This window comes from Nocardia heshunensis (assembly GCF_054782115.1).
Map to the genome: position 1 here is coordinate 1,376,130 of NZ_BAAGTC010000009.1, position 14,817 is coordinate 1,390,946.

Genomic DNA, 14,817 nt, shown 5'->3' on the forward strand with positions numbered 1-14,817 from the left:
TCGCCGTGCGCCGCACTGCTGCACAGCATCTTGTTACTGCCCAGCGTAGTAGATTACCCTCCGTTTTCGATCTTCCAGCGCCAGGTCGGGCTGACGAAATCACAACGTTGTGAGACCCGCGCACGACACGCCGTCGCGCTGCGGTCATTTCAGGGTTTGTTCCTTGATAGCGAGCTGCTGTTGACCCTTCTGGTAGGTGACCTCGCGGATCCCGAGCGCCTGATGCAGCTGCCCCGCGGGCAGCGTCACGGGCTTGGGCGCGGGCCCGTCACCGGGCTTGGGCAGCGGATACGCGGTGGTGGTGCCGCTGTAGAAGGTCACATTGCCCTCGGTCTTGGTGAACAGTTGGTGCACATGGCCGTTGAGGCAGGTCACCGAGGAGAACCGTTTCATGTAACTGAGCGCTTGGGTGGCATCGTCTGTGCCCCAGCCCCATTGGGGGTACATGGCGAACAGGGGGATGTGACTGAACACGATCAGAGGTGTGTCACTGGACAATCCGGCCACATCCTTCTGGATGAAATCCAGCTGATCCTGCCCGAGATGTCCCAGATTCTTGAGATTCAACGTATTGACCAGTCCGATGACGTGCACGCCCGCGATATCGAAGCTGTACCAGCCGTCACCGCGCGTTCCGCCACCGAAGGTCGACCGGTAACGCGAGCCACCGTCGTCGCTCGAATCATGTTCTCCCGGAACGGTGAACACGTGCGGGGTCTTGAACCCCTGCATCATCTGCTTGCACTGATCGAACTGCTCCTGGGTGGACAGATGGGTCAGATCGCCCGTGTGGATCACGAAATCCGGTTCATAGCCCAGCGAATTCACCTGCGAGATCGCCTCGGTGAAGGTGTCGGTCACGCTCGTGTTGGCCGTGCCGGTGAAGCCGATGTGACTGTCGCTGACCTGCGCGAACCGCAGCGTCGGCCGCGCGGGAGCGGCGAGGGCGGTGCCCGCCACGTGCGAGACCACCTCACCGCCCACCACCGCCAGGCCCACCGCCGCACCGAACCACGCGCTGTGGCGCATGAGCTGGCGGCGGGTCATCTTCTGCGGATCGTGTGCCTCGTCGTCGTAGCTCATTGGGTCACCACCACTGTCGCGTGCATGAACGGGTGAATCGAGCAGACATAGGCGAAGCTGCCCGTCTTGGTGAACGTGAAGGTGTAGGTCGCGCCCGTGCCCAGGGTCGGCGAGCGGAAGCTGCCGTCGTTGGCGACCACGGTGTGCGGTTCCTCGTCCTTGTTGGTCCAGGTCACCGTGGTCCCGGTTTTCACGGTCAGGGAGCTGGGTCCGAAGGCGAAGTTGTCGATATTGACAGCATTCGGGCCGGCCGGTGCCGCCGCTGCGGCGGACGTACTCGGCATGGACATGCCGGGCATACCGGTCGGCCCGCTGCCGTCCGGCACCATGCCGGGCGTAGCGGTGCCGGAAGCGAAAGTGAAACCGGGGGCGGCATTGTCGGGGGCATTGCCGCCACCGCTGGAACTACACGCGCTCGCCGTCAGCAGGGCTGCCGCGGCGACGCTGACGGCGATGGCGGTGCGCTTGACGGGCACTGCGTTGCGCCGTGGGCTGCGGGTGGGTCTCATGGGTGTCCGGGCCTCCATCCGAAATGAGTCCGTTCGCTGCTGCGAACCGGTCATCTTTAGATAGGGGCGGGGGTTACACGAGCCGAAACCTGTGTCCGCGAACGGCTTTGGCCGCTACGCGGGCTCGGTCGGCGCGAAAACCTCGATGGTGCCGTTGTTCTCGCGCACCTGAACCGTCGGCAACGGCGCAGGTGCCACCGGCAACTGGTGCGCCACCACCTGACCCTCGATCGAGAACGATGTCGAATGGCAGGGGCAGCGCAAGCGCTCGGCCGGCGCATCCAGCCACAGCTTGCAGCCCTGATGCGTGCACACGCCGGAAACCGCGACCGGGTTTCCCTTGTCGCGGCGTACGAATCCGTTCACCGTGCCGACATCGAAGGCGATCGTCGACCCCTCCGGGAGATCCGTGGACCGCGCGATCGGCAGCCACGCACCGGTATTCGGGGCGAGCGGAGCTTGCTGCGCGGCGGGCGGGACTGCGGGTTGGCCGTGCCCGATGAGACTGCGATCCACCACCGCGCCGACCGTCGCGGCGGCCGCGGCGGCGGACGTGCCGATCAGCAGATTGCGGCGGCGGTAACCGTTGACCGGCCGGATCTCGGCGGGCTCTTCGTCCAGTTCGGCGGCGAGCCGTCGTTGCAGGCCGCTGAGGAACTCCTCGCTGGGCGTGTCACTGCCCAGCCGCGCGGAACGCAGCTCGATGGCCGTGCGCATCTCCTCGGCCTCGACCTCGTCGGGCCGGAAACCGGTCGCCTTCTTCCCGGCCAGTAGCTCGTCGACGAAACGCCGCACTTCCCGCCCGCTCACCGCACACCTCCCTCGTTCAGCTGGGACGCCATCTGCAACGCCCGATGCTGCAACACCTTCGCATTCGCCACCGTCACACCCAGGCTCGCCGCCGCCTCCTTCACCGAAAGTCCTTGCAGGAATCTCAGTTCCAGAATGCTCCGATATCGGTCCGGGAGCTCGGACAGCACCGCCTTGGCGCGGGCTTCGGCCCCGGAGTCGGGCAGTTCCTCGGGTGGATCGTCGGCGATGTCGCCGTCGATGGTGGTGATCTCCCGGCCCATGCGCGCCTTCCAGTGCGCGGCCAGGACGGTGCGTGCGGTGGCACGCAGATAGGCCCGAACCTCGGGCACCGTGGCCGTGATGCGCAGCGGTTTGAGAGCGGCCATGAACACCTCGGTGGTGAGATCCTCGGCATCGGGGCGATTGCCCACCTTGCCGAACATCAACGCGTACACCCAGGTGACATTGTCCTTGTACACCGCATCCCAGCTGGCGTAGCTGTCACCGGACACCAGCCGCAACTCCCGACCCGAGCCAGCACTCGTGACCGGCTGCGTCCGGCGCTCGGATTCGACCCGTCGCACCATGAACCGCCGCTTTCTGCATCCACCGGAAACATCGACGCGTGTTCACGTCTGTCAGTAGATAGCGAAAGGGGTTACAGCGGGGAGGTTTCGGTGCTTTGCGGCACGAATCGTCCCGGAATGATCTCTCCGATCACTCCGGGACGAGGGTAGATGCGCAGGTCAGCGGGCGGTTGCCAACAGCTCCCCGCGCAGGACGGCCGACACGGTCTTGGCGGCGACCACGGCCCAGGCGGCGACCAGCAGGGCGTAGAGGGCGACGGCGGTGACGGCGAACAGGTCGGCGCCGGTGTGCTGGAACAGGGCGGTGCTGCCGGTGACACAGCAGCCGACGGGGAAGGTGAAGCCCCACCAGGTCATGTTGAAGTTCATCGACTTGCGGGCGTGCCAGGTGACCGACACGGCCAGTGCCAGCCACAGCATGGCGAAACCCCAGGTGGGAATGCCGAACAGCAGCGAGAACAGCTGGAACCCGGCGGCGTCGCTCGACTTCAGCGCGCTGGGAGCCACATTGGCCAGCGAACCGGCGGCGGTGACGCCCTGGCCCAGGGGACCCAGCACCAGCCACACGGTGGCGACCATCCCGACGGGAGGCAGACCGTGGTGCAGCAGTCGCGACCAGATCAGGGTGGTGGTGACGAAGGCGGCGATCAGGCTCAGGCCGAACATGGCCAGGCAGGCCACGAACATGGTCAGTCGCAGCTGGCCTTCGGGAGTGTGGGGGACCAGCAGGGCGCCGAGGGCGGCCGAGACCATGGGAGGAACCACGGGCATCAGCCAGCCGCCGAAAGCGGAGTCGGGGTTGAAGTTGTGGCGGGTGATCATCCGGTAGGGGATGCTCGCGGCGGTTCCGAGGCCGATCACGGTGCCGACCGACCAGAGCACCCAGTCGACGGCTACGGCGGCGGAGAGCCCGATGACGTCCTTGCCCAGCAGCAGAGTGCCCGCGCCGACGGTCATCAGGGCCATGGGCAGAGCGCCGTAGAACTGCATCATCACGGGGTTCTGCCCGTGGGCGCGTGCCTCTTCGGGGTAGCGCCGCCAGTGCAGCAGCCAGGCCCCGGCCAGCACGACCAGCAGTCCGGCGGCCAGTGCCCAAACGACGGTGGCGGCGGGCCGCAAGGCGGGGAACTGAGTGGGCAGAGTGGCAGCCGCATTGGCGACGATGCCGGTACCCATGACCACCGCGAACCAGTTCGGGGCCAGGTGGCGCAGGAGCTCCCGCCCCTCGACGGCCGCCGCGGACGCCTGCCGAGAGGCGGCGGGGGCGGCGGCTTCGGTCCGGCGGAAGGTCACTGTGGTCATGCATCCACCCTCTGTCAGGTGGAGATTCCCCGGTAGCGGCCATGATTCGATGGATACATAGACCGGTTCTATGGGGGCTTGCGGTCGGAAGAGCAGAAAAGACAAAAGCGGCCAGGAGAAGGGGGAGAAGGTGGCCGGGTTGAGCCCACCCCCCACCGGCCCCAGCCCCCTTACGTGCGGCCGCGCATCATCCCGGCGTGGCAGCCGGGATCAATCGTCGAGTGGCACATTCTGGAGGACAAAACGGGCAGGGCCCTCCAGGATGTGCCACTCGACGGTCAGGGGGCGGTGGGGGGTGCTGATTTGCGGAGGACTTCCAGGAAGGCTCGCATCCAGTGGGGGTGGTCGGGCCAGGCTCGGCCGGTGACCAGGTTGCCGTCGATGTGGTCGGGGCTGTCGATCCAGGTGGCGCCGGCCGCGCGGATGTCGGGTTCGAGGGCGGGGTAGCTGCTCGAAGTGCGGTCGTGCAGGACGCCTGCGGCGGCCAGGATGAGGGGGCCGTGGCAGAGGGCGGCTATGGGTTTGTCGGTTTCGGTGAAGTGGCGGACTATGCGGCGGCAGTCCTCGTTGTTGCGGAGGTATTCGGGGGCGCGGCCGCCGGGGATGACCAGGGCGGCGTAGGCGGTGGGGTCGACGTCGGTGAAGGCGAGGTCGGCGGGCCAAGTGCGGCCGGGTTTTTCGGTGTAGGTGTCGAAGCCGTCGATGAAATCGTGGACCACGAACTGGAGTTTCTTCGCTGTGGGGGCCGCTATCTCGACCTCGTAGCCCTCTTCCAGCAGGCGCTGGTAGGGGTACATGACCTCGAGGTCTTCCGCGGCGTCACCGGTGATCACGAGCACCTTCGTCATGGCGCACCTCCCAGGAAATGGTATCGGGATGCGCTGTGCGCCAGCGGGTTTTCGGCCGGCCCGGTTCAGCCGACCGAGGAGGCGCGTTGCTGCGTGGGCACCGCTCGCAGGTGCCGCACGATGCCCAGATCGGTCGGCTGGGCGCGGCGGCTGTCGTAGCGTTCGAACACCGCCGCCAATTCCGGTGACCAGCGGGCGAATTCGGCCCGGATCGGGCCCGTGGTGTCGAGCTGGCACACCACCCCGAGGGCGGTGAGGAACGAGCGCGCGAAGGGCGTGAAATAGGCGGGCATGTCGAGTTGGCGGTTCACGTTGGACAGCCGAGGCGCCAGCGCCGAGCGGACGTGGCCGCGCAGCCAGGCGGTGGAGAGCCGGAAGGTGGCTGCGGTGAGCGGTTCACCGGCCGCGTCGAGACCTTCGGCCAGGGCCTCGACGTCGAAGCTGCGGCCGGGCCGCACGAAGCGGTGGCGCCGGATCGCGGTGTCCAATTCCGCTGTGCCGCCGTTCAATGCGGCATCCATCACCTCGCCGACCAGTTCCTCGAATCCCGGGGGCGGCCAGGGCGTGCAGGCCCCGAAATCCACCACGCCCAGCCGCCCGTCCGGGAGCACCCGGAAATTGCCCGGGTGCGGGTCGCAGTACAGCAGTCCGGTGCGTGACCACGAGGAGAGCAGGAATCGGATGATGAGCATGCCGACCCGGCTGCGTTCCTCCGGTGCGCCGGATTCGATGATCCGGGAAACCGGTGTGCCGTTGAGCCATTCGGTCACCAGCACGTCGCCGCGCTGGGTGAGCACGTTCGGCACCACGAAGTCCGGATCGTCGGCGTAGGCGGCCGCGAAGCGGCGCTGATGTTCGGCCTCGGCGGCGTAGTCGAGTTCCTCGCGGACACAGGTGCAGATGGCCTCGGTCACGGCGGGCACGTCCGCGCCGGGCGCGAAGACGGTGGCCAGCACCGAGATCCGGCGCAGCTGTTCCAGGTCGGCGAGCACGGCCTGGCGGGCGCCGGGATACATCACCTTGACCGCGACCGGGCGGCCGTCGCGCCACACCGCGCGATGCACCTGCCCGATCGAGGCGGCCGCGGCGCGGCGATCGTCGAATTCGGTGAAATGCCAACGCCAGTTCTCGCCCATACCCGCGGCCATCGCCTCGTGCACGGTGGCGGGCAGCATGGTGGGGGCGGAATCCTGCAGCTGGGTCAATGCCGTCCGGTACGGTGCGGCGAGCTCGGAGGGCAGAGCGAGTTCGTAGAGCGAGAGCAGCTGCCCGAGTTTGGCGGCGCAGCCTTTCAACTCACCGAGCACCTCGAAAATGTGCTGGGCGGTACGCAGTTGGATGTCGCGATTGACCTCGGCGGCGGATTTCCCCAGCGCCCGCTTGCCCACCCCGGCGGCCTGACGTCCGGCGAAAGCGACGGGGAGACTGGCGATTCTGGCATTGCGGACCGCCGCGCGCACCGGCGGCCGGCCCCCGTCCTCCCCTTGGCGTCCACCGATCCGCCGAATCGACATTGCTCACCTCATCGTGTGCGCGGCCTACGGCCCGCCCGGATTCGCGCTGCCCGGGTGCCGTCCGTTTCCACGATACGTGGCGATCGTCAGAGCAGATTCCGGGCGCGACGGGCGCGTATGCACGTGCAGTTTGGCACACAACAGCATAAACTGTCTGGGACGTATCCGATAGTTGTCGAAAGGTGACGGGATGGGTGCCCAGACGGTGGTCGCCGATGTCGCGGACGAACTCGCCCGCCGTGTCGCGACCGGGGAGCTCGCGCCGGGCGATCTGATGCCGTCGGTCCGCCAGGTCGCCGAGGAATTCGAGATGAATCGGGCCACGGCGCAATTGGTCTTGGGTCGGCTGGAGTCCTACGGCTTCGTCGACGCCCACCGCGGCCGCGGTTTCACGGTGCGTGATGTGCGTCGGGCCGGGGGAGTGGATGTGTACCGCCGCTTGTTCCGGCTGTCCATGCCCGCGCCCGAGGTGGCCGCGGAGATGTTCGGCAATATCGTGGCGGCCGAACGCGCCATCGTGCTCGAAGCCCTGCTCGACTACACCGCGAGTGAGCGGCCCGCCGATTTCTCGGTGCTGACCGCCGCGGTCGACGAACTCGAGACCGAGGCGCGCAGCGCCGAACCCGATCACGCCCGGATGCTCGAGCTCGAGGTCGATCTGGTGCGCACGGTGCTCACCGATCTCGGCCACACCTTGCAGCGCGCGGTGCTGAACTCGGTGGGGGAGATGCTGTTCGAGGTGCCGGAGGCGGTGGAGGCGTATTTCGCGGTGTCGGCCGATCTGCACGTGCTGGTGTGGCGGGCGCTGCTGGCGGTGTGGGAGTCCGAGACCGGGCCGTCGCAGGCGCAGCTGGCGCTGTTCGAGGATCTGTTCGCCATGTTCCACACCAAGGTGCTGGCCCGGTTCGACGAATTGGTCGGCCTCGAGCTCGATTCCGAGGAGCAGCAGCACATCGCGACCGCCTGATCGCACCGTGAAAGTGGTGTGGCACACACTGATTGACTGATTGTCTCAGACAATTTATGTTCGGGGTGTCCCGCTGGCACGCACGGAAATCGAGGCACCCCATGGCAGGCAAGAGACGAACCGGTCTGGCTAGATCGGCGAAATTGGCCGCCCTGCCGATGGGAATCATGGCCCGCCGCATCACTGCCACCGGCAAGGCCATCATGACCGGCGCGGAACGCGGCACCGTCGACGAGGCGCTCATCGACAAGGCCGCCGACGAGATCTTCCGCGTGCTGGGCGAACTCAAGGGCGGGGCCATGAAACTCGGGCAGGCGCTGAGCGTCGCCGAGGCCGCGGTGCCGCCCAAATTCGCCGACCGCTATCGGGATGCGCTGACCCGCCTGCAGAATCAGGCCCCGCCCATGCCGATTCAGCAGGCGCACCGCGTGCTGGACGAACAGCTCGGCACCCGCTGGCGCGAGCGCTTCACCGAATTCGACGATCAGCCGGTGGCGGCGGCCAGCATCGGCCAGGTGCACCGCGCGGTGTGGAAGGACGGCCGCATCGTCGCGGTGAAGATCCAATACCCCGGCGCGGACGTGGCTTTGCTGTCGGATCTCAAACTGCTGCGCATGCTCACCGGCACCTTCGGCGTCTTCATGCCGGGCGTGGACATGAAATCGCTCATCGACGAATTCATCGCCCGCACCGCCGACGAACTCGACTATCGCATCGAGGCCGACCACCAGCGCACCTTCGCGCGCGCCTTCGCCGACGACCCGCGCTTCTTCGTGCCCAAGGTCATCGCCAGCGCCCCGAAGGTACTGGTCACCGAGTGGATGGACGCGGTGCCGCTGAGTCGCATCATCGCCGAAGGCACGGTGGCGCAGCGCAATCGAGCCGGGCTGCTGCTGGCCGAGTTCGGGCTCAGTAGCCCGGCACGGGTCGGCCAGCTGCACTGCGATCCGCATCCGGGCAACTACCAACTGTTGCCCGACGGTCGACTCGGCATCATCGACTTCGGTGCGACCGTCGCCCTGCCCGACGGCCTGCCGCCGGTGGTGGGCGAGCTGGCCCGCCACGCCATGGCCGAGGACTACGACCTGTTGCTGGCGACGCTGCGCGCCAACGGTTTCGTGCGCCCGGGCCACGAACTCGACCTGGATCCCGTCAAGAACGTGGTCGCACCGATCATCGCCGATCTGAGCGGTGACACCGTGCACATCAGCCGTCGCATGTTGCAGGAACACATGACCCGCGCGATGGACGTGAAGAACATGTCGATGAACAACACCTTCGCGGTCCGGACCCCGCCGGAGCTGCCCGACCTGGTGATGCTGGGTCGGGTGCTGGGCGGAATCATTGGAGTCTGTGCGCAATTGGACGCCGAGGGCCCGTTCGTCGGGCTGGTGCAGCAGTGGCTGCCCGGTTACGCCGTGGAGGGTGAAGCGGCCTAGGACACCCCGGAAGGTGCGGCCGCGCCGGTCATCCCGCCATCATGGCGGCGGTGACCAGCGCGGTGATCACCGTTATGGCCATGACGACCAGGATCACCCGGGCCCCGCGGGTCGGTGGCTCGGCGGGCGGCTGATCGATATTCACGTCATCTCCTCAGGGGAATCGGGGGTGCTGGAGGGTCATCGTATTCGGGCGGCTCCCAATACGTTTGGAGTCCGCGACGTTGGGGCATTATCTCGGCCGCTTCCCGGGCCACGCCGAGGAAACCGGGGTGGTCGATGACGAATCGTGCGACCCGCTCTACCTCGGGTCCGCTGATCACCCGCATGAGGGTTCGGCTGCTGCGGGGGAACGCCCGCGTCAGCACGTAGGCCAGCCACGATTCCGCGCGCAGGGCCAGCAGCGCGCGATTGTTCTCGGCGGCCGCCACGATCTTCTCGCCCGCGCGATCCGGGTGCATACCGATCAGACTCATGCCCTTGACCACAATCTGGCGGGCGATGGCGACCTGCTCGGGACTGAGGGTCGCCAGCGTCGCGGTGGCCGCCAGATTGGTGGCGATCAGGCCCGGGCACACGACCGTCACCCCGATGCGCTCGGAAACCAGTTCGGTGCGCAGAGTTTCGCTGAAGTGCTTGATTCCGGCCGAGGTGAACGCGTAGGGGGTGCCCAGCCGGACCGGGGTGAAGGCGGCAATGGAGGAGACATTGACCAGGTGCCCGCCACGGCCGCGAGCGGCCATCTGCGCGCCGAAGAGCCTGCAGCCGTGCACGATCGCGGTGAGGTTGACGTCGGCAATGCGATGCAGATCGGCGGGGCGGATATCGAAGAACGGTCCGCCGACCACGATTCCGGCATTGTTGACCACCACGTCCGGGACGCCGTGCGCGGTGGCAACGTAGTCGGCGAAGGCTTCGAGGGCCAGCGGATCACCGACGTCCAGGGCATAAGGGACGGCCGCACCTCCGGCCGAACGGATCAGGGCCACCGTGTCTTTGGCGGTCGCATAGTTGATGTCGGCGACCACGACCTCGGCGCCGCGGGCGGCCAGGGCCTTGGCGGTGCCGCGTCCGATGCCGCTGCCCGCGCCGGTCACCACGGCGATCTCGGGGTGCAGTGGTCTTCGTGAGTGAAATGGTCTCCGCATTCTGCTCCTCGGGTGGAGAGATCAGAGTGTACACTGTCTGGGACAGTAGACGCCACCGAGAGCGGCACCGCGACGGCGGAAACAGGGGACCATTCATGACAGGCTTCGACAACGAGGTTGTCGTCATCACCGGTGCCGGGGCGGGTATCGGGCGCGCGGTGGCGCAGCGCTTCGCGCGCACAAGGGCCGTGGTCATCGTCGCGGACCTGGACAAGGACCTGGCCGTCCAAACCGCCGAGAGCATCACGGAATTCGGCGGTGACGCCACGCCGTTCGCGGTGGACGTGGCCGACGCCGCCGCCATGGAGAGCTTCGCCGAGGACGTGCACGCCGAATTCGGCGCCCCGAAGGTGCTGGTCAACAATGCCGGATACACCACGACCGGACCGTTTCTCGAGCACACCCTCGACGACTGGGAGCGGCTGATGGGCGTGAACGTCTGGGGACTCGTGCACGGCTGCACCCACTTCGGGCGGCAGATGAGCGAATCCGGTCGCGGCGGCCGCATCGTCAATGTGACCTCGGTGGCCGCCTTCACGCCGATCCCGCTCAGCACCGCCTACTGTGCCACCGAGGCTGCCGCGCAAATGCTCACCGAGGGACTGCGATTGGAGTTCGCCGGGACCGGGGTAGGCGTCACCGCCGTCTGCCCGGCGCAGCGCTTTGTCGCGCACAGTCCGGACGGCATCGCCCGCACCATCGTTCGGGTGGCCGCGCGCAATCCCGCCGTGGTTCCGACGCCCATCGAGGCGCGGGCGCACTACCTCGCCACCCGGATCTCACCGGGTGGCGCGCGCCTGGCGGCGCGGATCCTCGAGCCGGACAGGCTCGTCGGCCTGCGTGCCCGGGTGAGCAGCCGCGGAGTGCTCACCCGGATGGACGACTATCTGGCCCGCAAACTCGAGCGATTCGAGAATCAGTAGCGGCCGAACAGGACGGCGGCATTGTGGCCGCCGAAGCCGAACGAATTGTTCATGGCGAACTCGACATCGGTGTGACGGGGTTTGGTGTGCACCACGTCCAGGTCGACCTCGGGGTCCTGGTTCTCCAGGTTCAGCGTCGGCGGGATCACCTGATCGCGCAGGGTCAGTACCGAGATGATGGCCTCCAGTGCGCCGACCGCGCCCACCGAATGTCCCAGCGCGGATTTGGGCGCGTACACCGACGGATGATTGCCGATGGCCGCGGCAATGCCCTTGGCCTCGGCCAGATCTCCGATGCTGGTGCCGGTGGCGTGGGCATTGACGTGGTCGACCTCGGCGGCGGCGACACCGGCGGATTCCAGTGCCCGGCGCATGGCCCGCGCGCAGCCCAGCCCCTCCGGATCGGGCGCGACCATGTGGTAGCCGTCGGCGGTGAGCCCGGCCCCGAGCAACCGGGCCAATGGCTTGGCGCCGCGAGCGAGCGCGTGCTCCTCGGATTCGACCAGCAGCAGCGCGGCGGCCTCGCCGAAGACGAACCCGTCGCGGTCGCGGTCGAAGGGTCGGGAGGCGCGTTCGGGCTCGTCGAGTCGGGTGCTGAGGGCGCGCGCCATGGAGAATCCGGCAATCGCAACGGGATTGATGTAGCCCTCCACGCCACCGGCCACCACCATGTCGGCCTCGCCGAGCACGATGGAGCGCCAGGCGTGCACCAGTGCCTCGTTGCCGGACGCGCACGCCGAGACCGGGGTGACCAGGCTGGCGCGTGCCCCGAGCTCGAGCCCGACCACGCCGGAGACGCCGTTGGGCATGGACATGGGCACCGCGAACGGCGACACCTTGCGGTAACCGTGATCGCGCATGGCGTCATTGGCGTCCACGATGGTGTCCGCACCGCCGAGTCCGGTGCCGATGCACACGCCGAGTCGGTCCTTGTCGACCTCGGGGCCGCCCGCGGTGGCCCAGAGGCGTTTGCCCATCACGTACGACATCTGCTGCACGTAACACATGCGGCGCTTCTTGATTCGGTCGAGCTCGTTCGTCGGATCCGCCGCGAGTTTGCCGCCGATGGTGACCGGCAGTGCGAGCCTGGTCATTTCCGGATCGGTCAGGGTGGCGATGCCGCTGGCCCCGGCCAGCAGACCCTCCCAGGTGCCTTCCGTATCGGCGGCGATCGACGTGGTCATCTCGACCGCGGTCACCACGACGGAGCGGAATCCGCCGTTGCGGGTGGAAAAATCTGCCAGGCTATTCACTTTTCGTATCCTTTTTCCAGCAATCGGCAAGTCCTGCAGAGTATTCGCGAGCTGCTGCGAGGCTAACCCGAGAATCCCATTGCGGCAGGACGACACTCAGATGCGAGCCGCCAACCCCTTGATGCCGATCGCCAGAAAAGGCCGCACGAACGGCGCCGCCCAGCGCAGCGGCAAGAAGGATCCGATGCGCGGGCTGAAGGCGATGGTCCAGGTCAGCGTGGTGGCGCCCGCATCCTCGGTGAGCCGGTAATCCTGGGCGAAGGCATTGATCAGGAAGGGAATCGAAATCCTGGTGCCTGTGACCGTGAGTCGCGTGTTCTGTGCCAGGGTGACGATCTTTTCCTCGCACGCGAACAGCGTTCCGTCGAAGCTGCGCAAGGCGCCTTCGCGGCGATGGTCGTCGCGATAGCGAATGCCGTTGACGAACGGAATCCAGGAGAAGGTGCCATTGAGTTGCAGGGCATCCCAGACTTTGTGTGCGGGGTAGGGGAATTCGCGCCGGGCGGTCACGGTGAAGGCGGCGTCGGTGAGAAATGCGTCGAGTTCCGCTGCGGTCAGCGGCTTCACCGAGAAGCCACCTCCGGCCAGCACCGCCCGCGCCCAGCCGCGCAGAATCGCTGCGGCGATGCCCGCCCCGACCGCGCCGAGCACGATGATCACGACCGCGACGATGATGATGGTGGACATTGCCGAGTCCCCTTCCCCTTGATTGTCTCAGACAGAATACGTCAGTAGTCCTCGTTCGTCTCCAGATGGACGTAGAGGTCCGAGGAACGATCGGACCGGGGTGAGCAGAATCCGCTGCGTCGTGGCGGAGGTGTCCAGCAGCATGTCGCGCTGTGCGGCGCCGTCCAATCCGGCCGGTCGCCACTTCATCTCGTCGCAGGCCACCGGGCTGTCGTATCCCGGCGTCATCGGATACCTTGTCTGGGACAGCGGGCTCCGATGTGAGCGTATTTCGAACATCCTTGTCGCAAGGGGGCATCCACCCATGAACTCGGCTCCGATTTTCCCGCGCCGCTGGACCGCGGCCGATATTCCCGACCAGACCGGCAGGACCGCCGTCATCACCGGCGCCAACAGCGGTCTGGGGCTGCGCACCGCGGAAGCGCTGGCCGCCAAGGGCGCTCGCGTGCTGCTGGCCTGTCGCAACGAGATCAAGGCGGCCGCCGCGGTGGAGGCGGTGTCGGCGGCGGCCACCGGGCCCAAACCCGAAGTGCTGCCGCTGGATCTGGCGGACCTGACCTCGGTGCGCCGCGCCGCCGACCACATCGACGTCAGCGTCGGCACGGTCGACCTGCTGGTCAACAACGCGGGGGTGATGGCGGTGCCGCGCTCGCAGACCGCCGACGGTTTCGATGCCCAGTTCGGCACCAATCACCTCGGCCACTTCGCCCTCACCGGCGCGATCCTGCCCGCCCTGCTGCGCGCCCCGCAGCCGCGCGTGGTGAACGTGTCCTCGATCGCCGCGTGGGGTGGGGCCATCAACCCCGCCGACCCGAATTGGCGTCTGCTGTACCTGCGTTGGCCCGCCTACGCCCAATCCAAGCTGGCGAATCTGCTGTTCACCGCCGAACTCGACCGCCGCGCCCGCGCCGCCGGTACCGCCCTCACCGCCGCCGCCGCGCACCCCGGTCTCTCGGCCACCCACCTCTACGACCGCGACGGTGAACGGGGTCTGATGGGCACCCTGGCCGCCATCCCCCAACAGATCCTCTTCGCCCTCGCCCAACCCGATCGCATGGGCGCCCTGCCGCAGCTCTATGCCGCGACCGCCCCCGACCTCCCCGGAAACACGTACATCGGCCCGGGTTTCGAGTTCGCCGGCTACCCGCGTCGTACCCTCCGCAACCCCCTCGCCCACAGTCGCGCCTACGCGCGCTGGCTCTGGCAGCTCAGCGAACGACTCACCGACACCCAGTACGCCTGGCCCAACGCCCACGCCACCACCGTGTGATCCCGCGGTGGTCGGGGGCTGATCGGTGTCCGAAACCGCTGTCGTGTCGCCTGGTTCAGGACGGGTAGACGGCGATCTCGATCAGATTGCCGTCCAGGTCCCGGCAGTAGTGCGAGGTCATCTCGCCCAGTGCGCCGATCTTGGTCACCGGGCCCTGCTCGATCGTCACCCCGCACGCGGTGAGGTGTGCGCCCACCGCGTCGGGGGAGGCGGTCGTGATGAAGCAGAGGTCCTGTGCCCCTGCGGCTTCGGTGGCGGCGGTGGTCCACGCGGGATCGGTGTCCAATGCGCCGAGCGGGCGCAGGTTGATCTTCTGGTTGCCGAAGCGCAAGGCGGTGCGCCCGGAGGGGCCGAATTTCTCGACCGTCATGCCCAGCACCCGGGCGTACCAGTCGGCGGTGGCCGCGGGGTCGGAACAGTTGATCACCACATGATCGAATCGATCGACGGAGAAAGCCATTTCGGTATTCTCCGCCCGATCGATTTCATGATCAA

16 protein-coding genes are annotated in these 14,817 nt (G+C 67.5%); 4 read left to right on the top strand and 12 right to left on the bottom strand.

The window, feature by feature from the left end; all coding sequences use genetic code 11:
* Positions 1 to 144: 144 nt before the first annotated feature.
* The 7 genes from ACYVN4_RS34595 to ACYVN4_RS34625 all read right to left on the bottom strand — a co-directional run bounded on the left by ACYVN4_RS34595 (position 145) and on the right by ACYVN4_RS34625 (position 6,635).
* Positions 145 to 1,083 carry a metallophosphoesterase family protein gene (locus ACYVN4_RS34595; RefSeq protein ID WP_460726435.1) on the bottom strand — a complete coding sequence of 313 codons (939 nt, stop codon included), beginning with the start codon at positions 1,081 to 1,083 and terminating at the stop codon, positions 145 to 147.
* Positions 1,080 to 1,592 (bottom strand): cupredoxin domain-containing protein, encoded by a 513-nt coding sequence (locus tag ACYVN4_RS34600; protein WP_460726437.1) that lies wholly within the window; start codon positions 1,590 to 1,592, stop codon positions 1,080 to 1,082. Before ACYVN4_RS34600 ends, ACYVN4_RS34595 begins: the two co-directional genes overlap by 4 nt.
* A gap of 114 nt (positions 1,593 to 1,706) precedes the next feature.
* A complete protein-coding gene (locus ACYVN4_RS34605) occupies positions 1,707 to 2,402 on the bottom strand; it encodes a QcrA and Rieske domain-containing protein (RefSeq protein WP_460726439.1) in 696 nt (231 codons plus the stop codon).
* On the bottom strand, positions 2,399 to 2,971 hold the full coding sequence (locus tag ACYVN4_RS34610) for an RNA polymerase sigma factor (RefSeq protein WP_460726441.1): 573 nt from the start codon (positions 2,969 to 2,971) through the stop codon (positions 2,399 to 2,401). Before ACYVN4_RS34610 ends, ACYVN4_RS34605 begins: the two co-directional genes overlap by 4 nt.
* Before the next feature lie 159 nt (positions 2,972 to 3,130).
* A complete protein-coding gene (locus ACYVN4_RS34615; protein ID WP_460726443.1) occupies positions 3,131 to 4,273 on the bottom strand; it encodes a TDT family transporter in 1,143 nt (380 codons plus the stop codon).
* Positions 4,274 to 4,551: 278 nt separating this feature from the next.
* A complete protein-coding gene (locus ACYVN4_RS34620) occupies positions 4,552 to 5,121 on the bottom strand; it encodes a DJ-1/PfpI family protein (RefSeq protein WP_460726444.1) in 570 nt (189 codons plus the stop codon).
* Between the two features lie 65 nt (positions 5,122 to 5,186).
* Positions 5,187 to 6,635 (bottom strand): ABC1 kinase family protein, encoded by a 1,449-nt coding sequence (locus ACYVN4_RS34625; RefSeq protein ID WP_460726446.1) that lies wholly within the window; start codon positions 6,633 to 6,635, stop codon positions 5,187 to 5,189.
* 190 nt (positions 6,636 to 6,825) lie between these two features.
* Between ACYVN4_RS34625 and ACYVN4_RS34630 the strand changes: the two genes are divergently transcribed.
* Together ACYVN4_RS34630 and ACYVN4_RS34635 are read left to right on the top strand one after the other, a co-directional pair.
* Positions 6,826 to 7,602, top strand: coding sequence for a GntR family transcriptional regulator (locus ACYVN4_RS34630; RefSeq protein WP_460726448.1), 777 nt, complete (start codon positions 6,826 to 6,828; stop codon positions 7,600 to 7,602).
* A 101-nt stretch (positions 7,603 to 7,703) separates the two neighbouring features.
* Positions 7,704 to 9,041 (top strand): ABC1 kinase family protein, encoded by a 1,338-nt coding sequence (locus tag ACYVN4_RS34635; protein WP_460726450.1) that lies wholly within the window; start codon positions 7,704 to 7,706, stop codon positions 9,039 to 9,041.
* 146 nt (positions 9,042 to 9,187) lie between these two features.
* On the opposite strand, the gene ACYVN4_RS34640 is transcribed toward ACYVN4_RS34635, so the two are convergent.
* A complete protein-coding gene (locus ACYVN4_RS34640; protein WP_460726452.1) occupies positions 9,188 to 10,189 on the bottom strand; it encodes an SDR family NAD(P)-dependent oxidoreductase in 1,002 nt (333 codons plus the stop codon).
* Between the two features lie 95 nt (positions 10,190 to 10,284).
* Between ACYVN4_RS34640 and ACYVN4_RS34645 the strand changes: the two genes are divergently transcribed.
* Entirely contained in the window at positions 10,285 to 11,112 is an 828-nt protein-coding gene (locus tag ACYVN4_RS34645; protein WP_460726454.1) for an SDR family NAD(P)-dependent oxidoreductase, read from the top strand.
* Here the strand turns inward: ACYVN4_RS34645 and ACYVN4_RS34650 are convergent.
* The 3 genes from ACYVN4_RS34650 to ACYVN4_RS34660 all read right to left on the bottom strand — a co-directional run bounded on the left by ACYVN4_RS34650 (position 11,106) and on the right by ACYVN4_RS34660 (position 13,280).
* Positions 11,106 to 12,356, bottom strand: a complete 1,251-nt coding sequence (locus tag ACYVN4_RS34650) for a KasA/KasB family beta-ketoacyl-ACP synthase (RefSeq protein ID WP_460726839.1) — start codon at positions 12,354 to 12,356, stop codon at positions 11,106 to 11,108. The genes ACYVN4_RS34645 and ACYVN4_RS34650 overlap by 7 nt on opposite strands.
* A gap of 105 nt (positions 12,357 to 12,461) precedes the next feature.
* On the bottom strand, positions 12,462 to 13,052 hold the full coding sequence (locus tag ACYVN4_RS34655; protein ID WP_460726456.1) for an SRPBCC family protein: 591 nt from the start codon (positions 13,050 to 13,052) through the stop codon (positions 12,462 to 12,464).
* Between the two features lie 27 nt (positions 13,053 to 13,079).
* Positions 13,080 to 13,280, bottom strand: coding sequence for a hypothetical protein (locus ACYVN4_RS34660; RefSeq protein WP_460726458.1), 201 nt, complete (start codon positions 13,278 to 13,280; stop codon positions 13,080 to 13,082).
* A gap of 76 nt (positions 13,281 to 13,356) precedes the next feature.
* On the opposite strand from ACYVN4_RS34660, the gene ACYVN4_RS34665 reads away from it, so the two are divergent.
* Positions 13,357 to 14,322 (top strand): oxidoreductase, encoded by a 966-nt coding sequence (locus tag ACYVN4_RS34665; protein WP_460726460.1) that lies wholly within the window; start codon positions 13,357 to 13,359, stop codon positions 14,320 to 14,322.
* A 55-nt stretch (positions 14,323 to 14,377) separates the two neighbouring features.
* On the opposite strand, the gene ACYVN4_RS34670 is transcribed toward ACYVN4_RS34665, so the two are convergent.
* Complete coding sequence (locus tag ACYVN4_RS34670) at positions 14,378 to 14,782, bottom strand: VOC family protein (RefSeq protein ID WP_460726461.1); 405 nt, start codon at positions 14,780 to 14,782, stop codon at positions 14,378 to 14,380.
* Positions 14,783 to 14,817: the final 35 nt, after the last annotated feature.